Raw genomic sequence first — 21,713 nt, 5'->3', positions numbered from 1 at the left:
CTCATTCAGCGGCGACGCGTGCGTCGCCGATCAGGAAGTTGGAAATCGATTCAGCGGCCTCTCGCCCGTCCCGGATCGCCCAGACCACGAGGCTGGCGCCGCGAACGATATCCCCGACCGCATAGACGCCGGGGATAGAGGTGCGATGAGTCTGGAAATCGGCCTTGATCGTGCCCCAACGTGTCACCTCCAGCCCGTCGACGCCCCAGAGGCGCGGCAGCTCCTCGGGTTCGAAGCCAAGAGCCTTGATGACCAGTTCGGCGGGCTCGTCGTAATCGGCGCCCTCGATCAGTTCCGGTGATTGACGGCCGGTGACATCGGGCGCGCCAAGCCGCATCTTCTGCACCCGAACGCCTCCGACTTGGGCGGCACCATCGACATCGCGTTCCTGCGCGGTGGCGGCCTCGCCGGTGACATGACCGGTAAAAGCGCCGGGGGCAGAGAGCCATACGAATTCGACGCCTTCCTCTTCGGCGTTCTGAACTTCGCGCTGAGAACCCGGCATGTTCGAGCGGTCGCGGCGATAGAGGCATTTGACTGATTGCGCGCCCTGCCGGATGGCGGTGCGGACGCAATCCATCGCGGTATCGCCGCCGCCGATGACGACGACGCGTTTGCCCTTGGCGTCCAGCTCGCCATCGTCGAAGTCAGGCACGTCATCGCCGAAATCGACCCTGTTCGATGCGGTCAGGTAGTCGATGGCACGGACCACGCCGCCGGCCTCTGCGTTGTCGATATCCAGATCGCGGGTCTTGTAGACGCCGGTGGCGATCAGCACTGCGTCATGCTTGCCCCGGATCGCGTCGAAGCTGATATCCTCGCCGACATTGCAGTTCAGCACGAATTCGACGCCGCCATCCTCAAGCAGCTTGTTGCGGCGCATGACGATGTCTTTTTCCAGCTTGAAGCCGGGGATGCCATAGGTCATCAGCCCGCCCGCGCGGTCATAACGGTCATAGACGGTGACCTGGAAACCCATCCGGCGCAGCGCGTCCGCCGCCGCCAGACCTCCCGGTCCGGCACCGATGATCCCGACGCTTTCGGCACGTTCCTGACGGGGCGAGACCGGTTGGACCCAACCGTTTTCCCATGCGCTGTCGGTGATGTATTTCTCGACCGCGCCGATGGTGACGGTGCCGTGGCCGGATTGTTCGATGACGCAATTGCCTTCGCATAACCGGTCCTGCGGGCAGATCCGGCCGCAGATTTCCGGGAATGTATTGGTCGATTGGCTGACCTCGTAGGCTTCCTTCAGGCGCCCTTCGGCGGTCAGATGCAGCCAGTCCGGAATGTTGTTGTGCAAAGGACAATGCGTCTGGCAGTAGGGCACGCCGCATTGGCTGCAACGACCAGCCTGTTCTGCCGCCTTTTGCCCGGCGTATTCCCGGTAAATCTCGTGGAAGTCCTCGCTGCGCTCAGCGGCACTGCGCTTCTCCGGCATCTCGCGCGGGGTGGATACGAATTTAAGCATTTTCTGCGTGGCCATGGCTGCGCAACCTTCCGAATGTCAGGAACTCCCGCAATTCGGATAAGCCAAGGCGCTACAAATGAAAAGTCAGCAGTGCTGACCTAAATAGAGATTTTTCAATGCGGCGAAGAAAAAAATTGCCAATTAAGTCCTAAATTAGGTCACTAGTGCTTACATACCTGCTGCGAGAGCCAACAAAACAAGGCTTCCGGCAATGATTCGCCACCAGCCAAACAGCGCGTAGCCCTGCTTCGAGACATATCCCAACAGCCAGCGCACCACGAACACCGCCGTGATCATGGCACAAACAAAGCCGATCGCTATGTTTCCCAGTGCCGCGACGTCCAGAACGTCGCGATTCTTGTACAGGTCATAGGTGAAGGCGCCGAGCATCGTCGGGATTGACAGGAAAAACGAGAACTCCGCCGCCGATCGCTTGTCGGAACCTAGCAGCAATGCCCCGACAATCGTGGCGCCAGATCGGGATACCCCGGGTATCATTGCAAGGCATTGGATGACGCCGATCTTGAAGGCCATTGCGAGGGGAAAATCCTCGGCCCGGTGGTAGACTGGATTCTTCGCCCATCGATCCACATACAGGATGACGATTCCCCCCAGGATCAGCATGACCGCTATCAGCACGGGCGTCTCGAACAGGACCGTCTTGATGATGTCATGGGCCAACACGCCGAGCACGACCGCGGGCATGAAGGCCAGCAATACCGTCATGATAAAGCGTCGTGATTGCGGATCATGGGGGGCGGTGGAAAAAATATGCCACAATCGTTCGGCATAGACTGCCAGGATTGCCAGCACCGCGCCAAGCTGGATGACAACCTCGAATGCCCGGCCGGGCGAGATGAAGCCCATGAAATGACCGGCCAACAGGACATGGCCAGTAGAAGAGACCGGGATGAATTCGGTCAGGCCCTCGAGAATGCCGAGGACAGCGGCGACAATCGTGTTGGTTTCCATCAGGGAGTGCGCAGGTTCTTGGCCGAATTCTTGATGTCGTCATACTGCCCCGATGGGCGGAAGCGCCAGAGATAGTCCTCGATGACGGCCTCGGCCGCGCTCGGATGAATCCCGAATGCCGCAAATCCTTGGGCATCTTCGCTGACGACATTGTCCTGGCGCAGTAGCGCGAGTTGATCGCTGCTCAGGATCTTGTTGGTGAACAATCCGCCCGTCAGGTATTGGGCAGTGTCCAATATCCCTGCGCCGATACTGGCCATCCAGAATGGCATGTTGAGTGCCAGTCGGCGGCGGTAGGTCACCTTCAGCACCTGTCCCACGATTTCCCGCACTGTCAGTACGTCGGGTCCGCCCAGTTCATAGATGCCGGGCGTGACCTGCCCCTCTGCAGCCAGAACGGCGGCCAGCGCCACGTCATCCACATGAACCGGCTGCAACCGGGTGCGACCACCAATGACCGGCATGATAGGGCCGAATCGCGCCAGGCTTGCGAAACGGTTATAGAAGGTGTCGCCTGTCCCGAAGAGCACCGAGGGCCGCAGGACGATCGCGTCGGGACGGTTCTCCAACATCGCGGTTTCGCCCCGCGCTTTAGCGGCGATATACTTGCTGGATGAAGCGGCATCGACGCCGAGACCCGAGATATGCACGACTTGCGGGATGCCCATCTCTTGCGACAGCTGCGCAATATTGCGTGCGCCATCCTCGAAAACCGTCTTGAACGTACTTTTCCCCTGCTTTGTCAGGATATTTACACAATTCACGACGGCATCGGCTTCGGACATGGCCGCCCGAACCGATTCCTCGTCACGGACATTGCAGAGCACCGGAACGACCTGTCCCACAGCGCCATAGGTGCGCGTGAAAAGCGCCTCGTTCGGACGGCGGACAGCGATCCGCACCCTCCAGCCGCGCTTGGCCATCAGCCGTGCCACCTGACGCCCCAGGAATCCCGAGCCGCCAAAGATCGTGACCAGTTTTGCCATGGGCTCTTCGCCTCCTTCGTGCCGCGTCATAGCCTCAATACTCAAGGCGAGGTCGCGCGACAAGCCGCCCCGCCGGGGTCAAACGTCGCAGCGCTGCAATTTTCAGGTAAAATTTGTGCAAATACGGCCGCACATTCGTCGCACCCACGGGCTTTTATTCCGGGAACGAATTTTTTGCAGACATCCCATTGACGCCCCCATCGACTGGTTATAGTTACCCCGCTCACACCACCTGCCCAGGTGGCGGAATTGGTAGACGCGCACGGTTCAGGTCCGTGTGCCGCAAGGCGTGGAGGTTCGAGTCCTCTCCTGGGCACCAAATAGACTCGAAAAGCTGCGCAATTTCGGTAAATTGCGCAGCTTTCGTTTTTTCTGCCCTCGCTATTGCCCCACCCACGCTTTCCGCAACGCGTGGTTGGGAAGGTGACGCGTAGCTTGATCGCTTGCTTCACGCCGCGCATGGCCGACTATACCACTACCACTACCACCACCCTCTGGGCCATCCTCGAAGGTCATCCCGAGATCCGCATAGAGGACCTCAATCCCTGGCGCCTCCTTTCATCCACGCGAATGGATCGCTCCATCTGATCATGGGATCAAGCACCTGGAAGCGCCATGATGAATAAGAGCCGACGAGCAGATCGGGTGGCGGATGCCACCGGTTTTTCCGGAAATCCTCCAGGGAAGCCTGCTCAAAAACTGAAGCCAAGCCGCAGGCCGAGAGACGTGATGTCTGGCACCGAGGAGTCATCACCGAAATCATATTTCACCATTTCAATGCCCGAACTGAGGCGGGGCGTGTACTTGAATTCGATGCCGGCGCCATAGGTGATGCCGGAACGCGCGTTCTCCTCATCGTGCTTCGCAGACCCTGCGAAGACATAAGGGCGGAGGCGTTCCTCGAATTGAAACCCGGCCATGGCCCGCAGGCTGGTGACATCGAAACCCGTGAGTCTTTCACCGCCATTCTTGTGCTTGAGCTGCGCACGGCCGAGTTCCACGCCAATATTTGGGACAACCATCTCGCCACCCAGGGCGTTGAGGTTTTTGACATATCCGAGATAGGCGCCATTGATTTTGTAGCTGCCATGGCCGGTGTCACGGTTCTGATCGTCGCTGATATTCGATCCGAGTCCCCAGCCCACCCCCGCATAGATACCATCCCGAGTGATAGTGCCAGCGGAGGCGAGCTGTGGCGCGACAGCTATCAGCGCTGCGGCGAGAAGAAAGGGTTTTACGTTCATATCAATAAGACCTTGTTGATGTACCAGCAGGTTGAGTGGTCGGAACTTGAGAACCCGAATTTGAACCATCCGAGTTAAGAAGTTCTTGAGATCACCCTGCAGGGGAGGCGGTTCTTCTGCCGAGTGATATCCGCCTTTCTTCGCTGCAATGCGGTCCGCGAGCGCCGTGGTGGCCAAAAGGTCCAAACTGGTCAGCGCCTCGGCTCATTCCTCGCCTTCCGAGGCAATCACCGGAATATCCGCCGGGGCGGCAGCGAGTCGATCCAGGTGGCCGCCACCCGAGTTGTGGCCGCATTGGCAGGTATCTTGCGCTTTTCCGGGGCACGGGGGCGGATACCGCATTGATTGAGGACATGGCGCAGTCAATTGGCATCCCTCCCATGCGTTACCATTTTCACTTGGACCAGTGGCGTTCCAATGGAGACACGCCCAGGGTTCGCTTGGCGGTTAGCAAGTACCGCGGAAACACGAGTACGCCCGATCGCTTGTGGAGAAACCTCCGTCAGGAAAACGATTCCACGGGAACTGTTTTTCCCAACGAATGGCTGAATGCGCCGCATCTGCCGGACACACAGCCGGAAAAATCGCTGGTCTCTGTTGCCCATGGCTAGCATGGATGACTCAACACGCTGCGATTCAATGGAAATTTTAGGACAGGCTCAAAGCTTCTCGCTGCACAAACTGGCGGCCGCATCGGTGTTGCAGTTCATGCCACGCATTGGTCTGGTATCAACGCCGCCGGTTTGATTTGAAACGTTATGCCTCGACCACCTGCAGCTCACCGCCTCCGGCCTGCCATGCGTTCACGAAGCCGGAATCCGGTGAGCAGTCGGTATAGATGGTCCGATCGGGTGCGGGTCCTGCAACGTGATCGAGGTCGTTCCGACCGAGCTTGCTGTGGTCGATCAGGAATACCGTCCGCGTCGCCTGCGCCATCATGGCGCGCTTTACTTCGGCAAATCCGGGCACCGCTTCGCTGATCCCCTGCTCGCTCGCGGCGGAGGCGCCAAGAAAACAGCAATCAACATTGTGCCGGGCGATATATGCCAATGTGTCCGGGCCGGTCACGGCTGCCTCGGGCGCAAGCATGTCACCTGGGCAGAGCCGCAGATACACCTTTGGTACGGGGCCGAGAATCATCGCCACTGGCAGGCTATTGGTGACGACCTTCAGCTTCAGATCCGCGACGGCGAGCCTGAGGGCGAGCGCAATGGTGGATGCGCCCGCGTCGATCATCAGCGAAGTGCCATCGGCGATGCGGCTGGCAGCGAAACGGGCAATGCGCTCGCGTTCTTCGACCTGTGATCTCTGCCGTTCGTCGAGGCTGGGCTGGCTGCCCGGCATGCGGGCCGAGGCACCGCCATGGGCGCGGTCGAGTTCCCGCGCTTCGTTCATCGCATGCAAATCGCGACGGATAGTCTCGGTCGAGACGCCGAATTGTTCGGCCAGTTCCGCGACGCGCACATGCGGCTTCCAGCGCAACTCCATCAGGATCTGCGCCCTGCGCTCCGATTTGCGTATGCGATCAGGCGCTGAAGTCATCCGGTGAGTCCCACTATTGGTGTTTTGTAGCTTGTTTCCAGATTTATGTGACAATTTTGTTGCAATAGCCACATATTCATGTTGGAAATTCCAATAAGAGGCTGTGCAACTCTGGCTTTGCCAGCCCGAGGAGGAGGTTTCATCATGTCCAATCCCGACAAATATTTTGGCGCCGTGATTGCCGTTGCCCTGACTTTCGGCTCTGCGGCGCATGCGCAGGATTGCCCCGATCGCGGCGCCCTGGACCCGAACTATTGCGATGCCAATGGCGATCTGGTGGCTGACGCCCCGGCAGATGCGGGCGAACTGGTCGATCCGGACACGTTGGTCTTCGCCTATACACCGGTCGAGGACCCGGCGGTCTACGAGGATATCTGGGAACCTTTCATCGCCCATCTGTCCGATGTGACCGGCAAGGATGTGCAGTTCTTCGCCGTGCAATCCAATTCGGCGGAGGTGGAGGCAATGCGCTCGGGGCGCCTGCATATCGCGGGCTTTTCCACTGGTCCGACACCCTTTGCCGTCAATCTTGCCGGCGCTGTGCCTTTTGCACTGATGGGCTCGGATGACGGCCGTTTCGGCTACACCTTGCAGGTCTATACACAGGCTGACAGCGAGATCCAGGAGATGCCTGATCTGGCAGGAAAACGCATCGCCCACACGTCGCCAACCTCGAATTCCGGCAATCAGGCACCTCGGGCGCTGTTCCCTGCACTCGGTGTCGTGCCGGACGAGGATTATGAAGTGACCTATTCCGGTTCGCATGACCAGTCCATGCTTGGCGTCGTGGCGGGCGATTATGATGCCGCGCCCGTGGCGTCGGAAGTCGTGGACCGGATGGCCGAGCGCGGACTTTACGAACCCGCCGATGTCCGCATTGTCTGGGAAAGTGAACCGTTCCCGACCACCTCCTATACCTATGCTCACAACTTGGCGCCCGAGTTGAAGGAGAAGATCGAAGAGGCGTTCTTCAGCTTCGATTTCACCGGCACCGCCCTGGGCGAGGAATTCGACGGGGTCAGCAAGTTCATCCCCATCACCTACAAGGACCAATGGGCGGTGATCCGCGAGATTCAGCAGGCCAATGGCGTTTCCTACACGCCCGAGGGGCTCGCGGCGGAATAAGCCCTTTCGTCGGATTTTTCCCCTGTCCGGCCGATTGCCGGGCCTTTCCGGAGGGCTGCCATGCTCAAGATCACCGATCTGGTCAAACGTTACGCAGGCGGTGACCCGGTTCTCAGGAATCTCGACCTGATGGTGGAAGGCGAGAGCGTCGTTTCCATCATCGGCTCGTCCGGGGCCGGCAAAAGCACGCTTTTGCGCTGCATCAATAAGCTGGTCGAGCCAAGCTCGGGCAGCATCGTCCTGAATGGCATGGAACTGACTGCCCTTAAGGGACGCAAATTGCGCGAGGCTCGCCGCAAGATCGGCATGGTGTTTCAGGGCTTCAACCTCGTCGACCGGCTGACGGTGATGGAGAATGTGCAATCCGGGCGGCTTGGCTATATCTCGACCTGGGCGGCGATCACGCGACGATATCCCAAAGAGGATATCCGTCGCGCTTATGAGCTGATGGAACGGGTTGGCATTGCCCACTATGCCGACAAGCGGGCCGACGAACTTTCAGGGGGAGAGCGCCAGCGCGTCGGTGTGGTGCGTGCGTTGATGCAGCAGCCCGAGATCCTGCTGGCCGATGAGCCTACCGCCTCGCTCGATCCCAAGACCTCGGAACAGATCATGCAGTTGCTGCGCGCTCTGGCGCGGGAACTGTCGCTGCCGGTGCTTATCAACATTCATAACGTGACGGAAGCGAGACAGTATACGGATCGCATCGTCGGCATGCGCTATGGCCGGATCATCTTCGACGGCCTCCCCTCGGATCTGGACGAAGAGGCCATGGAGCGGATCTATTCGGGCAGCCCGGCTGCGGACAGGGCCGTTGCCGTTGGAGAGCCGGAGAGCGTCGCATGAGTGACGTGCGGGATAGCTGGCGCAAGCCTCCGATGATTGCCAATCCGGTCCTGCGTTGGGTCACGATCCTGGGGATCGCAGCTTATATCGTCTGGTCCGTCGCAACCCTTCCCATCGACTGGCAACGGGTTGCCGAGGGGCTGGTGCGGGCTCAACGGATTTTCAACGGTGCGATCCCGCCCAGCTTCGAGCGGAGCGGACTGCTGATCGACGGTTTCCTTGAAAGCCTGAAGATCGCCATTCTCGCGACATTCGGCGGTGTATTGCTGTCTATTCCGATTGCCTTCATGGCGGCGGGAAATATCGCCCCGCGCCCGATCTTCTATCTCGGTCGGGCGATCATCATCATCGCCCGTAGTTTCCACCCGGTGATCGTCGCCATCATCTTCGTCAAGGCCGTCGGTTTCGGTCCGCTGGCCGGTGTTCTGACCCTGATCGTCTATTCCATCGGCTTTGTCGCGAAGATGTTGGCCGAACGGATCGAGGAGATCGATTTCGGGCAGGTGGAGGCGATGCGCGCCGCCGGAGCGTCGTTTCTGCCGACATTGTGGTATGCCATCTTTCCGCAGATCCTGCCGCGTCAGATCGGGCTGACAATCTATCAGCTCGACAGCAATCTGCGTGCCTCGGCCGTTGTCGGCATCGTCGGGGCCGGGGGGATCGGCGCAACGTTGGCCAATGCTTTCGGGCGCTATGATTACGATTTCGCACTGGCTATCACCATGGTTATCATCGGCGTGATCCTGGTCAGCGAGGCCGTCAGCGGCCAGATCAGGAAGCGGATATGAATATGCCGGACATGGACCGCGACGACTGGAGTCGATTTACGCCGCGCCAGCGGCTGGCGCGCTATGGCAGCCTGATCGTCACCTTGCTGGTCATTGCATGGTCGGTTACCAGCATCGATGTCATCTGGGCCTGGGTATGGGGCGCGCCGAGTCAGATGGGGGATCTTCTGGCGCGGATGTTTCCGCCCGATCCCTCCAACCTGCCAAGTATCCTCGAGGTCTTGTGGGAAACCGTCAATATCGCCACCATCGCGACCTTCTTCGCGGTGCTGATCTCGCTCCCCGTTGCGTATCTGGCAGCGCAGAACACCACGCCCAACCGGGCCACGCTGTGGTTGGGCCGGTTCATTCTGGTATCGTCCCGGTCGATCAACACCATCATTTGGGCGCTGCTGTTTGTGGCCATTTTCGGTCCCGGCGTAGTGGCGGGCATCGTGGCGATCATGTTCCGTTCGGTCGGCTTCATCGGCAAGCTTCTGGGCGAGGCGATCGAGGAAATCGACCGCCGCCCGGTCGAAGCACTGGAGGCCACGGGCGCGTCGCGCCTCAAGATCATCGTCTATGCTATCGTGCCGCAGATCATGCCGACCTTCTGGGCGGTGAGCATCTTGCGTTGGGACATCAATTTACGCGAGTCCACCGTGCTCGGGCTGGTCGGGGCTGGTGGTATCGGTATCATCCTGCAAGGCGCCATCGATACTTTCAACTGGCCCGAGGCGGCCATGGTCTTGCTGGCCATCCTTGCCCTTGTCATCCTAGGCGAGATCGTTTCGGCCATGTTACGGCGACGTATCCTGTAACTGTCCGCCCACCATTTACTGCTGGCGACGATCTTCCGTATCGGAGACGTATATTTGCCGAACCGTGCGCCGCATGATCAGCTTTGGCTCCAGGAGCACTTCCTCCGCCTCGTTCTTTTGTTCACCCGATATCAGCCAATCCACGCTTTTTGCTGCGATCTCCTCGATAGGTTGGGAAAAGGTAGTCAGGGCATATCCTTCCCATCCTGCCTGTGCGATATCGTCGAAGCCGATCAGTGACAGATCATCCGGGATCGCGATACCGAACCGCCAGCGTGCGACATCGATAATCCCGCAAGCCATCAGGTCCGTCGTACAGAAGATGCCATCGGGCCGGTTGGGCTGCGTGAGCAATGCCATGCCCAGCTCCTGCCCGGTTTCATAGGATGTCGGGCCACGCCGTTCTTCGATGAACTCGGCCCCTGCCGCCGTGGCAGCCTCGCGGAACCCGCGTTCGCGTTCGGTCAGGCTGGGCGTATCGGCGGCGGAACTGGCCAGCCCCAGCCTCTTGCATCCCGCAGCCAGCAACAACGCCACCGCGCGCCGTCCGGCCTCGGCGTCGTCCAGTCGCAGCCTGAGAGAGCCGGGACGTTCCTCGTCACGGTTGATCAATACCAGCCGCATGCCATTGCGCAGGCAAGTCTCGGCCAGGGATCGCGCAGGCATTCCGGACAGGAAGATCGCCGCATCGGTGCGATAACTGATCGCGTGGCGCAATGCCTGTTCGACACTGTCATCCGAGCGGTCTGTATTGATCATCAGCGCCACTTTGCCAGCCTGCTGCAACCTTTCGGTAAGGGCCGACAGCAAATGCGAACGATAAGGCGTCGAGATCTCGGCGGCGATCAGGGCAACGATGCCGGTCTCGTTGCGGATCAATCCGCTGGCCAGGCGGTTGACCTGATAGCCAAGCTGATCGGCCGCCTGCAAGATCCGTTCTCGTGTCTTGGGTGAAAGACTGGCTCCCGGTGTGAAACAGCGCGAAACCGCCGCCCGTGAAACCCCGGCAAGCTCTGCTACATCCTTGGCGCTGGCGGCTTTCCTGGCCAATACTTACCTCATATTGCACAGCCTCTCAAACTGCTTAGCATTATATTATTCAGTGAAAAATAGAAAATATTCTGCTTTCTATTGACAGGTTTCCGATTCGGATCAAGATTTATTGCACAGCTTTGCAAAAGCTATCCCTATGGGGGAATTGGGAGGAGAAGAGATGAATATCAGAACCGCAGCCATTGCGGCTGGCGCTGTCGTGACACTCCCGGCCTGGTCCGCCAGCGCCGCCGAGCTGAACCTGATCTGTTCCGCCGATGTGGTGATCTGTGAACGGCTCGTATCGGAATTCGAGGCATCGCATTCCGATATAGGTGTGAACATGGTCCGCCTGTCGTCCGGCGAGGCTTACGCCAAGGTCCGGGCCGAGGGACGTAACCCGCAGACCGACCTGTGGTGGGGCGGCACCGGCGATCCGCATTTGCAGGCCGCCGCGGATGGGCTGACAGCGGAATACGAATCGCCCATGCTGGCGGAGTTACGGGATTGGGCCGTCAGGCAGGCTGAAATCTCGGAATACCGCACCGTTGGGGTCTATAGCGGCGCGCTTGGCTGGGGTTACAACACCCAGCTTTTCGAGGAGAAGGGATTGGAGGAACCGGCTTGCTGGGCCGATCTGCTGGATCCGGGCCTGAAAGGCGAGATCCAGATCGCCGATCCCAACTCGTCCGGTACGGCCTACACGACGCTGGCCACGCTGGTGCAGCTGATGGGCGAGGATGAGGCGTTCGAATACCTGAAGAAGCTGGATGCCAATGTCTCGCAATACACGAAATCCGGCTCGGCCCCGGTCAAGTCGGCTGCGCGGGGAGAAACGGGGCTGGGTATCGTCTTCATGCATGACGCGGTATCGCAAAGTGTTGAAGGTTTCCCCATCAAGACCATCGCACCCTGCGAGGGCACCGGCTATGAGGTCGGCTCGATGTCCCTGATCGAGGGCGCGATGAACCCCGACGAGGCCAAGATCTTCTACGATTGGGTGCTTGGCGTGGATGTGCAGAACATGATGCCCGATGCGGGTTCCTATCAGATCCCGTCGAACAAGGAGGCGGTGGCGTCGGAACATTCCCCGGACCTGTCGCAGATCAAGCTGATCGATTACGATTTTGCCGAGTTCGGTTCGTCCGAGCGTCGCAAGGCGCTGCTGGCTCGGTGGGATGCCGAAATCGGTGGGCAAGCTTCCGAGTAGAAAAGGGCCGGGATGGCGTATGCCGTCCCGGCGACTTTACGACAGGTGAATGGATGACCTCGGATGAATGCTGACGACAGGCGGCTGGACCGGACCCTTGCGATGGCGTTTCTGTCGTTGCTGGTTCTGCCCTGGTACAAGATCCGAGGCGGTTTCTTCGGTTTCGACTGGCTTGGCGATATCTTCACCAAGCCCGACCTGTGGCCCGGCGCCTATCAGGCCGCCACGGGTCGCTGGCAGCTTTGGCCCGTCCTGTTGCTGGTCGTGGTGGCGGCAGCGTTGCGCTTTTCGATGCCCTCAGGGCCGCATCGAGGGCGCTGGCTGATCCGAATAGGTGTGATCGGCCTGATCTGGCTGAGTGCCGAGGGTCTCGCCTCCGGCATGCGGGGCTGGAACTGGGGCCTGCTAGAGGGGCTCTTTGGCGAGATTGCCGGTCAGCCCGCTTTCGGCGCGGGTGCGGTTGTTCTGGGGCTTGTTTTCACCTGCCTGATCTCGTTTGGAGCCGCCGAGCGGGGCGTGTTGAAGGGCGACGCATTCGTGCTGACCTCGATCGCCGTTCTGATCCTGCTGGTCACGGTCTTCGTCTTTTACCCGATCCTGTCGATCTTCACCGGCGCCTTCCAGGATTTCGACGGCTCTTTCACGACCGAGGGCGTGCTACGCAATATCGATGATCCGAAGATCTGGAGCCTCTCCTGCCTGACCGGCGGGCGATGCGGAGTTGCGTGGCGGACGCTTTTCCTGGCGATCTGTACGGCCAGCGCCACGACCTTGCTGGGGCTGGCCTTCGCATTGGTGGCGACGCGCACCCGCTTTCCTTTCAAGAAAAGTCTCCGCCTGCTGACGATCCTGCCGATCATCACGCCTCCTTTCGTGGTCGGCCTTGCGCTGACCATGCTGTTGGGCCGGTCGGGTACGCTGACGCAGTTGATCGAAGCGGCGACCGGATGGGAGCTGGGCCGGTGGCTCTACGGCCTCGCGGGGATCTGGCTGGCCCAGGTTCTCAGCTTTACGCCGATCTCCTTCCTTGTCCTGATCGGAGTGGTCGAGGGGGTGAGCCCTTCGATGGAGGAAGCCTCGCAAACCCTGCGAGCCGGACGCTGGCGGACATTCCGCAAGGTCTCACTGCCCCTGATGGCACCGGGACTGGCCAATGCCTTTCTGATCGGTTTCATCGAAAGCATGGCCGATTTCGGCAACCCGCTGGTGTTGGGCGGTTCGGGTGGCGTGCTGTCGACCGAGATCTTCTTCTCGGTGGTCGGTGCCCAGAACGATCCGTCTCGTGCCGCCGTGCTGGCCGCGGTCCTGCTGTTCTTCACATTGTCGGCCTTTCTGGCGCAGCGGCTTTGGCTGAGCGGTCGCAACTTCGCGACCGTCGGCGGGAAAGGCGATGGCGGCGCACATGCGCTCTTGCCGGCGCGCGTCGCCTTTCCGGTGATCGGCATCGTGGCGCTCTGGAGCCTGTTTACCGTGATCGTCTACGCGATGATCCTGTTTGGCGGTTTCTTCAAGCTGTGGGGGCTGGATCACACGCTGACGCTGGATCACTACATCCGCGCCTTCGGGGTCAGTTTCGAAGGTGGTTTCCGCTGGTCGGGCGTGGCATGGAACAGCTTCTGGACCACCATGCTGATCGCATTGATCGCGGCACCGCTGACGGCAATAGTCGGGCTGTTGACAGGCTGGCTGATCTCGCGCCAGCGCTTTCCCGGCAAGGCCGTTTTCGAGTTCGTCCTGATGATGAGCTTCGCCATTCCCGGCACGGTTATCGGGATCAGCTATATCATGGCCTTCAACTTGCCGCCGATCCAGATGACCGGCACCGCGCTGATCCTGGTTGCCTGTTTCGTGTTCCGCAACATGCCGGTCGGCGTGCGTGGCAGCGTTGCCGCGATGGCCCAGCTTGACGGGAGTCTAGACGAGGCCTCGCTGATCCTTGGCGCGAATTCCGGTCGCACGCTGAGACGGGTGATCTTGCCGCTTCTGCGCCCGGCGATCATGGCGGCACTTGTCTACAGCTTCGTGCGCGCCATCACCTCGATCTCGGCGGTGATCTTCCTTGTCTCGGCCAAGTACAACATGGCGACCGCCTATATCGTCGGGCTGGTCGAGAATGGCCAATACGGGGTGGCCATCGCCTATTCCTCGGTCCTGATCCTGGTGATGATCACCGTGATCGGCGGCTTTCAACTTCTGGTCGGAGATCGCCGCCTGCGCCGCAGGCCGAGTCTCCCCGTCTCCAAGGAGGCAGCAGCGTGAACAATCCCGAAAGAGGTGCGGTCGAGTTCCGGTCCGTGCGCAAGGATTACGGCGGCTTTACCGCCATCCCCGAACTCGATCTGCGGATCGAGCCCGGCGAACTCGTGACACTTCTTGGTCCGTCCGGCTGCGGTAAGACCACGACCCTGCGAATGCTCGCTGGACTGGAGACGCCGACGAAGGGTTCGGTTCTGATCGGCGGGCAGGATGTGACGCGCATGCCGCCCAATCGCCGTGATGTCACGATGGTGTTCCAAAGCTATGCGCTGTTTCCGCATATGACCGTGGCCGAGAATATCGCCTATGGGCTGGAATCGGGCGGGATGAAACCTGCCGAGGCGCACGATGCGGGAAATGCCGGGCTGGACCTGGTCGGTCTCACCGGTCTTGGCGACCGACTGCCCTCGGAGCTTTCCGGTGGACAACAACAGCGGGTTGCTGTGGCCCGCGCACTGGTTCTGGAACCGCAAGTTCTTTTGCTGGACGAGCCGCTGTCCAATCTGGACGCCCGGCTGCGCCGCCGCGTTCGCACGGAGATCCGCGAGCTTCAGCAAAGATTGGGTTTTACAGCGGTTTACGTCACCCATGATCAGGACGAAGCGCTTGCCGTCTCGGATCGCATCGTAGTCATGAAGGACGGAGAAATTGCCCAGTCAGGCAGTCCGCGGGAACTTTACGAGGCCCCGGCTTCGGAATTCATCGCGGATTTCATCGGCGAGGCGAATGTCATCGATTGCGAGGTTCGGGATCTGGCCGAAGGGCAGGCACGTATCTGGGTGGGCGACGAAGAGTTGACCCTTCCCGCCCGCGGTATCCTCCCTGGCCCCGCCCGGCTGGCCGTCCGCCCCAATGCCTTTACCGTCAATCTCGGCGGCTCGGGCATTGAGGGCCGCGTCGTCAGCGCCGCCTATCTGGGCGATCATATCGAATACGAGATCGAGGGCCCTGCTGGTCGTCTTTTCGTCATCGATGGCAGCAGCACCGACGCGTTTTCACCCGGCACATCGGTGCGGCTACGATTCCATGGCAGCGGAGCGGCGCTGATCGCATGAAGCTGGAAGAGGACACCGCAAGATGACGACCGACATTGATCTGACAGCCCGGTTGGCGCAAACCGAAACCATTGCGCGGCTGGCAGGGGCTCGCGCATGCGACCATTTCCGCAGTCGCGACAGCCTTGCCATCGAAACCAAGCGCAGCCTGACCGACATGGTCTCGATCGCCGATCGCGAGGTCGAAACCCTGATCCGCGAAGAACTGCAATCCGCCTTTCCCGCTGACGCGATGCTGGGGGAGGAATATGGCCACCTAACCGGAGAGAGCGGGCTGACATGGGTGGTCGATCCCATCGACGGAACTGCTCCCTTCCTGAATGGCCTGCCGGGCTGGTGCGTTTCCATTGGTCTGATGGATGATAAAGGGCCACTGCTTGGTGCCATCTTCGCCCCGGTCCTTGGCGAGATGTTCCTCGGCGCGCGTGGAAATGGCGCATCGCTGAACGGACAGCCGATCCAGGTTACGCGACGTTTCGACTTGTCCTCGGGTCTTCTCGGCCTGGGCGGCAACGACCGGGTGCCGCCTGCTCGTCTCGGGCAGCTTCACGGTGAATTGGCCGCCGAGGGGATAGCCTGGGTGCGGTACGGCTCTGGTGCGCTGATGCTGGCTTATGTCGCCGCAGGTCGGCTGGTCGGCTATTGCGAACCCCGGATGAGCCTTTGGGATTGCCTCGCCGCCTATGCTCTGATCGAGGCTGCAGGCGGCAAGGTGCTGCCCATCCCGCCTATGGCACTGCAGGGGGCGCCCTTCGGCGTCATGGGCACGACGGTTGCGGATTACCAGCGGCTCGCGGCACTGACCCGCTTCGAGGCGCGGGATTGGGAAAACCAGGACTGCCTCTGAAGGACGTATCGCTCATTGATTGTAGGTCCGGCCAAGTGGATTTTTTAACTCCATGAGGTGAGGTCGAACTCGAAAGTAAGTGTCAGGCAAGCAGCTCCTTGCGTTTCCATCGCATACCAGGCGACGAAAGCATTTGCCTTCAACCTGCGACATATCGAGCAGTCTTGAAGTAATTCCGGCATTGTTGCGACGAGAACATGTCGCAAACTTCGGAGATGGCATCGAAGACCTGGGTAGAGCTGTCCACGCCGCCCCGACATTACGGTGGGCGGCAAGGTTGTCGAGCATGACAACGGTGCGGGGCGCGAGTTCCGGCACCAGCACGTTGCGGATGCAGGCGGCGAAAGCATCGCCATTCGTGCTCCCGAAAGAATGAAAGCATGAAACCCCTCGTTCGGGAATCCCCCGATTCAGGTTTCGAGGATAGCGCTTTAGCTGTGTTCCTCAGCGGCGGTTTCGGCCAATGCCTGGTTCAGCGCGCGCAGGGCGTCAATATGATACACGACGCCGATGATCTCGGGATCGGGGAGATCGCTTGCCTCTTCCTCGGTTTCCGAAGGTTCCGGAGGGCGGATTACCGGCAGGAATGCGGCACCGGTTCGATCGAATTCGCGCAGCGCCTCGTCGAGCCGGGTTCCCTCGGTCAGGGCCTGACCGGCAGCCAGCAGGTTGCGGACCAAGTCGGGCGAAGGGGCGTTCTCGGCGTCCAACGGGCGCCGGATGGCGGTGATCCGCATCTTGTGCGGCAGCCAGACTTGCGGCCCCTCGGCAACATGGACACCGCGATTTTCAAGCTGTGTCAGGAAGAAGGACCGGTGAACCAGCCGTGACGCCAATGCGGAACTGAGCGAGACGGCGGTCATCACGGCAATGCCTGTCTGCCAGTCTCCGGTCATTTCGAACACGATCAGGGCAGTCGAGATTGGCGCCCCCAGGACTGCGGCTCCGACCGCGCCCATGCCTGCGAAGGCATAGAGATTGACCGATCCGGAGATGTCAGGCAGCAGCGATGTCGCGATGATGCCGAAAGCCAGGCCCGTCAGCGATCCCATGACCAGCGCAGGTGAGAATATGCCGCCGCCCATGCGACCGCCGAAGGTGATTGCCACGGCAATGGCCTTGACCACGGCGAAACTGATCGCGGCCAGCAATCCGATATGCCCGGCTAGCGCCGCCGCGGTCGTTTCATAGCCGACCCCGATGATATGGGGGAACGGGATGGCGATCAGACCCAGTAACAATCCGGCGATGGCCGGGCGTGACCAGCGGGGCCAGCCGATCCGGCCCATGACCCGGTCTCCGATCTTCTCGGCCCGGAAGATTGCCTTCATCATCGCTGCCGCCACCAGTGCCGAGACAAGCCCCAGCAACATGAATGCGGGCAGTTCGACATAGAAGGCAAGGTCGATCTCTTGCTGGAGGTCGAATTCGGTCAGTCCGCCGAATTGCAGGCGGTTGATCACGGTTCCCGCCACGGCGGATATGGCGATGGGGGCAAAGGCGTGCAAGGCGAAATGACGCAGCACGACCTCATGCGCGAAGAGCGCCCCGGCGATGGGGGCGTTGAAGCTGGCGGCGACCGCGCCCGCGACCGCGCAGCCGAGCAGATCGCGCCCGGTCATTGGGCTCGCCTTGATGCGGCGGGCGACCGCGGTCGAGACGACCCCTGCCAGATGCACGACCGGTCCTTCGCGGCCCGAACTTCCGCCCGTTCCGAGGGTGATCAAGGAGGCCGCCGCCGAGGCAAGCCCCTCGCGCGTTTCGACCCGCCCCCCTTCCAGCGCCGCGCCTTCGATGACATCGGCCACGGCGCGGACGCGCCCGTCGGGGGTAAAGCGGTCCAGTATCAGCCCGACGATCAACCCGCCGATGACCGGCACGATCAGCACCCAGTACCAGGGGAGCCGCTCGGCCATGGTCGCCAGGGTCAGATCGTCGGCGCCATAGATCCGCCGTTGCAGCGCGCCGATCCCAAGTCGGAAACCCAAGGCGGCAAACCCCGCGCCGATGCCGATCAGCAGTGCCAGAAGCCAGAATTGCACCTGGCTTGGGCCGCGTTCGCGCATGATTCGGGTGGCCCGGCTGCAGCGGCCATGAAAATAGCGCCAATTCAGTTTCCACCACGCCGGGCGACGCCGTTTCTCGCTGCCGTTTCTGTCGGAAGGCCCGTTATCCATTGCTGTTTAGCCGATCTGCCCCTGTCGGGACAGCGAATCACAAATGCGGGGCCGGGTCCAGCATTGCGGGCAGACTGGCGCGGAGCATGCCGATGCCTCCGGGACGCCAGCCTATCGCGGCAAGCCTGTCGCATCGCATCACTCGCAGCGCGTTGGCATCCGCTCGAGGGGGCAGGGGAGAGTCGCTGCCGGTCAGGCGCTGGACCTCGGCCAGCAGATCATGACGGTCGAGTATCAGGTCACTGGCATTCACGCTTGGTGGTGGCGCGTCCTGATCCAGCAAGAGCAGCATTGCGTGAGCGAGATCGTCGCCATGCAGCTCTGTGCTGACGCGTGGGGCGATTGTCTTTCCGGTCAGGTAATCCGTGAACAGTTCGCGCCATTTATGCGCGGGACCAGGACCATAGATGCCGGTTGCACGGATGGCCGTACCGTGCAGATCGAGGCTGTGCATATGATCTTCGGCCCGCGCCTTGACCTCACCATAGAGATTCGCCGGAGATGCGGGCAGGTCATCGGTCAACTCGATATCCGGGGGATGGCCGTCATAAACGGCGCGGGAGGACAGGAACAGGATGCGCTTTACACCCGAATCCGCGGCCGCATCGAATAACCGGATCGAGCCTTCCAGATTCGTCCGGCGAAAACCTTCGGGATCGTCGCCTTCGCCGCCGCGATAGCGACCGGGCTGATGCGAGAAGGCGCAATGGATCAGGGCATGATGCCCCGACAGGTCGGGCGTATCGCCAAGGGTATAGCCGTTGCGACGGTCCAGAATGGTGACATCATGCCCGGCAGCACGCGCGGCGTGCAATGCGAAGCCGCCGACTACTCCGCTTGCTCCGGTCAGCACGATCCGCATCAGGCGGCAGGGCGGGCCTGGGCGGAAAGATCCGGCATAGGCTGGCCAGAGGCGATTGCGCGCCACAGATCGATCAGGGGACGCAGCAAATGCACTTTGTCGTGATCCTGCCACGGCTTTTCATATTGGAAATGGAGGATGCGAATATCGTCCCAGCTCCACAGCTCGGGCATGTTGAACCAGACATATTGCAGCATGTTGTGATGAATCGACAGCCCGTGCCAGTCGGGGAAGTAGTCCTGCAGGAAAGTCTGGTCGGTCCTGCGCCAGAAGACTCCGGGCTGGTCCAGCCGCGCCAGCATGTCACGATAGGAGCGGATATCCGGATGGGCGGTGAACACGCCGGAATTCATCCTGTGAAACCCGTCCAGTCCGTCATAGACATTGGGTGCGGCGCAGAACTCCGGCAGTTCGAAGAGCTTGTCCACCGGGCGAAGGACCACGGCGTCGGCATCAATGAAGACGCAACGCTCGTAATCAAGCTGCCACAGGCGCAGCTTGACGAAATTGTCCAGCGGGGTGTGAAAATCGGGCTTGCCGCCACGGGTGAAGGCGGCACGCTTGTGCAGGGCATCGCGGGCATGCGTGGCATCGAAGCTGTGGGATGTCGGCAGCAATTCGGCGGCGATCAGCCGTGCCCCATGAACCCTCAGCCGCGCCAGATGCGCTGGGGAAAGGCCACGATGCATTACCACCAGATCGGCCTTTGTTCCGGTCAGCCGCAGGGATCGCAGCAAGGCCTCGGCTCCCGGCAGGTAATCGGGATTGCTGACCAATGTCACATAGGCATGATCGGATTGCCGTGGCGTCTCTGCAACCAGGCCCTCGGGCAGTGTCCGGCTTGCATTTTGCAGGCTGGTCGGGCGAAAAGAAGAGATGCGGGTGGTATCCATGTAGAACTGCGTCCTGCCTTTGATCCTGCAAATGCGAGCGCCATGCTATGGCAATTCCATGACCAGTAGATGACAGAACATATGGGGGTTTGCCAAGTTTCATCATAAGGCTAACCTCCCGGCGACAAGCGGAGGATTGCCGATGACATTACCACCTGACCTCGTCCAGAAGCTGGAATCGCTCTTGGGCTCGCGCCTGTCGCAGGGCGCCGCCGATCGCGATCACCACGCGGAATCGGCGAGCTTCCATCGCGCGCCACCTCCCGATGCGGTCGTCTGGCCTGAGAGCGCGGAAGAAGTGTCCCAAATCGTCCGGGGCTGCGCGGATGCGGGCGTACCGGTGGTCCCGTGGGGCATGGGGACGTCTCTGGAAGGGCACGCGCTGGCGACGCGCGGCGGTGTCACGATCGACCTGACCCGGATGGACAATGTCGTCGAGACGCGGGCCGAGGATATGCAGGTCAGCGTCCAACCCGGTGTCACGCGCGAGGCGCTGAATACCGAATTGCGGGCGACGGGCCTGTTCTTTCCGGTCGATCCGGGTGCCAATGCCAGCCTTGGCGGCATGGCGGCGACCCGTGCCAGCGGCACGACTGCAGTGCGCTATGGAACCATGCGGGACAATGTGCTGGGGTTGCAGGTCGTGCTGGCGGATGGGCGCATCATCCGGACCGGAACAAGGGCGGCAAAATCCAGCGCGGGATATGACCTGACCGGGCTGTTCGTGGGCTCGGAAGGAACCCTTGGCATCATCACCGAACTGACCCTGCGCCTGCATGGCCAGCCCGAGGACGTGGCCGCGGCAGTCTGCGCCTTCGATAGCCTGGAACATGCGGTCGAATGCGTCAGTGCGACGATCCAGTCGGGAATTCCGATGGCGCGGATCGAGTTCGTGGATGCCGCCGCTGCCCGGGCCTTCAATCTTTACGCTGGCACAACTCTGCCCGAGACCCCGCATCTGATGGTGGAGTTCCACGGCTCGCCCTCGTCCGTGCGCGAAGATGCCGAGCGTTTCGGCGAACTGGCCCGCGAATTCGGAGCGCAGGGCTTTGACTGGGCCACCTCGCCCGAGGACCGCACCCGGTTATGGCGTATGCGGCACGGGGCATATCACGCCTGCCTGGCCCTGCGGCCCGGTGCAACCGGCGTTGTCACCGATGTCTGTGTGCCGATGTCGCATCTGCCCGCCGCAGTCAGTGCCGCAGCCGAGGATATCCGCGAGGCCGGGTTGATCGGGCCGATTGTCGGCCATGTCGGGGATGGTAATTTCCATTCGCAACTGCTGGTCGAGCCGGGCAATGAGGTGGAGCTTGCCGCAGCCAAGCGCATCGCCACCCGCATGGCCGAGCGCGCATTGGCAGTCGGGGGCACGATCACCGGCGAGCATGGTATCGGCATCGGCAAGCGCCCGCTTATGGCGGCTGAACATGGCGAGGGCTGGCAGGTGATGGGAGCAATCAAGACAGCGCTCGATCCTGATAACATTCTGAATCCCGGGAAACTGGTCCCGGATCGTAACTGACGCTTTCGTGACCGTCACGGCCCGGTGACTTTATCTCACGGGTTTGCGATAACAGGCAAAAGTCGCGGCAAACGCGGCGTGGTAA

The 21,713-nt window shown here is 61.1% G+C and carries 18 protein-coding genes and 1 tRNA gene; 10 read left to right on the top strand and 9 right to left on the bottom strand.

Features of this window, described 5'->3' with window-relative positions:
* Window position 1 precedes the first annotated feature (1 nt).
* The 3 genes from JHX88_RS17165 to JHX88_RS17155 form a co-directional block, all read right to left on the bottom strand.
* The gene (locus JHX88_RS17165) at window positions 2-1,486 is read right to left on the bottom strand and encodes an NAD(P)-dependent oxidoreductase (RefSeq protein WP_076524905.1); all 1,485 of its coding nucleotides are present in this window, start codon (window positions 1,484-1,486) and stop codon (window positions 2-4) included.
* Window positions 1,487-1,639: 153 nt separating this feature from the next.
* The gene (locus tag JHX88_RS17160) at window positions 1,640-2,443 is read right to left on the bottom strand and encodes an undecaprenyl-diphosphate phosphatase (protein ID WP_076524903.1); all 804 of its coding nucleotides are present in this window, start codon (window positions 2,441-2,443) and stop codon (window positions 1,640-1,642) included.
* Entirely contained in the window at window positions 2,443-3,429 is a 987-nt protein-coding gene (locus tag JHX88_RS17155; protein WP_076524901.1) for a complex I NDUFA9 subunit family protein, read from the bottom strand. The genes JHX88_RS17160 and JHX88_RS17155 overlap by 1 nt, the downstream gene beginning before the upstream one ends.
* Window positions 3,430-3,663: 234 nt before the next feature.
* Here JHX88_RS17155 and JHX88_RS17150 point away from each other — a divergent pair.
* Window positions 3,664-3,748, top strand: a tRNA-Leu gene (locus JHX88_RS17150).
* 373 nt (window positions 3,749-4,121) lie between these two features.
* On the opposite strand, the gene JHX88_RS17145 is transcribed toward JHX88_RS17150, so the two are convergent.
* Both JHX88_RS17145 and JHX88_RS17140 read right to left on the bottom strand, forming a co-directional pair.
* Complete coding sequence (locus JHX88_RS17145; RefSeq protein ID WP_076524899.1) at window positions 4,122-4,859, bottom strand: outer membrane protein; 738 nt, start codon at window positions 4,857-4,859, stop codon at window positions 4,122-4,124.
* 570 nt (window positions 4,860-5,429) lie between these two features.
* Window positions 5,430-6,215 carry a DeoR/GlpR family DNA-binding transcription regulator gene (locus JHX88_RS17140; RefSeq protein ID WP_076524898.1) on the bottom strand — a complete coding sequence of 262 codons (786 nt, stop codon included), beginning with the start codon at window positions 6,213-6,215 and terminating at the stop codon, window positions 5,430-5,432.
* Between the two features lie 144 nt (window positions 6,216-6,359).
* On the opposite strand from JHX88_RS17140, the gene phnD reads away from it, so the two are divergent.
* From phnD to phnE (JHX88_RS17120), 4 genes are read left to right on the top strand one after another with little or no spacing between them, the layout of a single operon-like run.
* Window positions 6,360-7,340 carry a phosphate/phosphite/phosphonate ABC transporter substrate-binding protein gene (gene phnD / locus JHX88_RS17135; RefSeq protein ID WP_076524896.1) on the top strand — a complete coding sequence of 327 codons (981 nt, stop codon included), beginning with the start codon at window positions 6,360-6,362 and terminating at the stop codon, window positions 7,338-7,340.
* A 60-nt stretch (window positions 7,341-7,400) separates the two neighbouring features.
* The gene (gene phnC / locus JHX88_RS17130) at window positions 7,401-8,186 is read left to right on the top strand and encodes a phosphonate ABC transporter ATP-binding protein (RefSeq protein ID WP_076524894.1); all 786 of its coding nucleotides are present in this window, start codon (window positions 7,401-7,403) and stop codon (window positions 8,184-8,186) included.
* Window positions 8,183-8,974: a phosphonate ABC transporter, permease protein PhnE gene (gene phnE, locus JHX88_RS17125; protein ID WP_076524892.1), complete on the top strand. Its 792-nt coding sequence runs from the start codon at window positions 8,183-8,185 to the stop codon at window positions 8,972-8,974. The genes phnC and phnE (JHX88_RS17125) overlap by 4 nt, the downstream gene beginning before the upstream one ends.
* Window positions 8,971-9,774 carry a phosphonate ABC transporter, permease protein PhnE gene (gene phnE / locus JHX88_RS17120; protein ID WP_076524890.1) on the top strand — a complete coding sequence of 268 codons (804 nt, stop codon included), beginning with the start codon at window positions 8,971-8,973 and terminating at the stop codon, window positions 9,772-9,774. Before phnE (JHX88_RS17125) ends, phnE (JHX88_RS17120) begins: the two co-directional genes overlap by 4 nt.
* Window positions 9,775-9,789: 15 nt before the next feature.
* Here phnE (JHX88_RS17120) and JHX88_RS17115 read toward each other — a convergent pair whose 3' ends face one another.
* Window positions 9,790-10,824: a LacI family DNA-binding transcriptional regulator gene (locus JHX88_RS17115; RefSeq protein WP_076524888.1), complete on the bottom strand. Its 1,035-nt coding sequence runs from the start codon at window positions 10,822-10,824 to the stop codon at window positions 9,790-9,792.
* Window positions 10,825-10,987: 163 nt separating this feature from the next.
* Between JHX88_RS17115 and JHX88_RS17110 the strand changes: the two genes are divergently transcribed.
* From JHX88_RS17110 to JHX88_RS17095, 4 genes are all read left to right on the top strand, one after another.
* Entirely contained in the window at window positions 10,988-12,016 is a 1,029-nt protein-coding gene (locus tag JHX88_RS17110) for an ABC transporter substrate-binding protein (protein WP_084203005.1), read from the top strand.
* A 63-nt stretch (window positions 12,017-12,079) separates the two neighbouring features.
* Entirely contained in the window at window positions 12,080-14,275 is a 2,196-nt protein-coding gene (locus tag JHX88_RS17105; protein WP_076524886.1) for an ABC transporter permease, read from the top strand.
* Window positions 14,272-15,327, top strand: a complete 1,056-nt coding sequence (locus tag JHX88_RS17100) for an ABC transporter ATP-binding protein (protein WP_076524884.1) — start codon at window positions 14,272-14,274, stop codon at window positions 15,325-15,327. Before JHX88_RS17105 ends, JHX88_RS17100 begins: the two co-directional genes overlap by 4 nt.
* Window positions 15,328-15,349: 22 nt before the next feature.
* On the top strand, window positions 15,350-16,174 hold the full coding sequence (locus tag JHX88_RS17095) for an inositol monophosphatase family protein (protein WP_076524882.1): 825 nt from the start codon (window positions 15,350-15,352) through the stop codon (window positions 16,172-16,174).
* Window positions 16,175-16,605: 431 nt separating this feature from the next.
* On the opposite strand, the gene JHX88_RS17090 is transcribed toward JHX88_RS17095, so the two are convergent.
* From JHX88_RS17090 to JHX88_RS17080, 3 genes are all read right to left on the bottom strand, one after another.
* The gene (locus JHX88_RS17090) at window positions 16,606-18,240 is read right to left on the bottom strand and encodes a chloride channel protein (protein ID WP_272848080.1); all 1,635 of its coding nucleotides are present in this window, start codon (window positions 18,238-18,240) and stop codon (window positions 16,606-16,608) included.
* Window positions 18,241-18,388: 148 nt separating this feature from the next.
* Window positions 18,389-19,213: an NAD-dependent epimerase/dehydratase family protein gene (locus JHX88_RS17085; protein WP_076524878.1), complete on the bottom strand. Its 825-nt coding sequence runs from the start codon at window positions 19,211-19,213 to the stop codon at window positions 18,389-18,391.
* Window positions 19,213-20,106: a glycosyltransferase gene (locus JHX88_RS17080; RefSeq protein WP_141225794.1), complete on the bottom strand. Its 894-nt coding sequence runs from the start codon at window positions 20,104-20,106 to the stop codon at window positions 19,213-19,215. Before JHX88_RS17080 ends, JHX88_RS17085 begins: the two co-directional genes overlap by 1 nt.
* A gap of 142 nt (window positions 20,107-20,248) precedes the next feature.
* Here JHX88_RS17080 and JHX88_RS17075 point away from each other — a divergent pair, with 142 nt between their 5' ends.
* Window positions 20,249-21,628, top strand: coding sequence for an FAD-binding oxidoreductase (locus tag JHX88_RS17075; protein WP_076524876.1), 1,380 nt, complete (start codon window positions 20,249-20,251; stop codon window positions 21,626-21,628).
* Window positions 21,629-21,713 lie beyond the last annotated feature (85 nt).

The organism is Paracoccus saliphilus (genome assembly GCF_028553805.1).
GTDB lineage: Bacteria > Pseudomonadota > Alphaproteobacteria > Rhodobacterales > Rhodobacteraceae > Paracoccus > Paracoccus saliphilus.
This window is presented reverse-complemented; position numbering and strand designations above follow the sequence as displayed.

What these genes read in the sequence shown, in the direction of transcription:
- phnE (WP_076524890.1), top strand. Translation starts at nt 8,971, where the DNA reads ATGAATATGCCGGACATGGACCGCGACGACTGGAGTCGATTTACGCCG.
- JHX88_RS17160 (WP_076524903.1), bottom strand. Translation starts at nt 2,443, where the DNA reads ATGGAAACCAACACGATTGTCGCCGCTGTCCTCGGCATTCTCGAGGGC.
- phnD (WP_076524896.1), top strand. Translation starts at nt 6,360, where the DNA reads ATGTCCAATCCCGACAAATATTTTGGCGCCGTGATTGCCGTTGCCCTG.
- JHX88_RS17165 (WP_076524905.1), bottom strand. Translation starts at nt 1,486, where the DNA reads ATGGCCACGCAGAAAATGCTTAAATTCGTATCCACCCCGCGCGAGATG.
- JHX88_RS17080 (WP_141225794.1), bottom strand. Translation starts at nt 20,106, where the DNA reads ATGGATACCACCCGCATCTCTTCTTTTCGCCCGACCAGCCTGCAAAAT.
- JHX88_RS17155 (WP_076524901.1), bottom strand. Translation starts at nt 3,429, where the DNA reads ATGGCAAAACTGGTCACGATCTTTGGCGGCTCGGGATTCCTGGGGCGT.
- JHX88_RS17105 (WP_076524886.1), top strand. Translation starts at nt 12,080, where the DNA reads ATGAATGCTGACGACAGGCGGCTGGACCGGACCCTTGCGATGGCGTTT.
- phnE (WP_076524892.1), top strand. Translation starts at nt 8,183, where the DNA reads ATGAGTGACGTGCGGGATAGCTGGCGCAAGCCTCCGATGATTGCCAAT.
- JHX88_RS17140 (WP_076524898.1), bottom strand. Translation starts at nt 6,215, where the DNA reads ATGACTTCAGCGCCTGATCGCATACGCAAATCGGAGCGCAGGGCGCAG.
- JHX88_RS17110 (WP_084203005.1), top strand. Translation starts at nt 10,988, where the DNA reads ATGAATATCAGAACCGCAGCCATTGCGGCTGGCGCTGTCGTGACACTC.
- JHX88_RS17090 (WP_272848080.1), bottom strand. Translation starts at nt 18,240, where the DNA reads ATGCGCGAACGCGGCCCAAGCCAGGTGCAATTCTGGCTTCTGGCACTG.
- phnC (WP_076524894.1), top strand. Translation starts at nt 7,401, where the DNA reads ATGCTCAAGATCACCGATCTGGTCAAACGTTACGCAGGCGGTGACCCG.
- JHX88_RS17085 (WP_076524878.1), bottom strand. Translation starts at nt 19,213, where the DNA reads ATGCGGATCGTGCTGACCGGAGCAAGCGGAGTAGTCGGCGGCTTCGCA.
- JHX88_RS17095 (WP_076524882.1), top strand. Translation starts at nt 15,350, where the DNA reads ATGACGACCGACATTGATCTGACAGCCCGGTTGGCGCAAACCGAAACC.
- JHX88_RS17075 (WP_076524876.1), top strand. Translation starts at nt 20,249, where the DNA reads ATGACATTACCACCTGACCTCGTCCAGAAGCTGGAATCGCTCTTGGGC.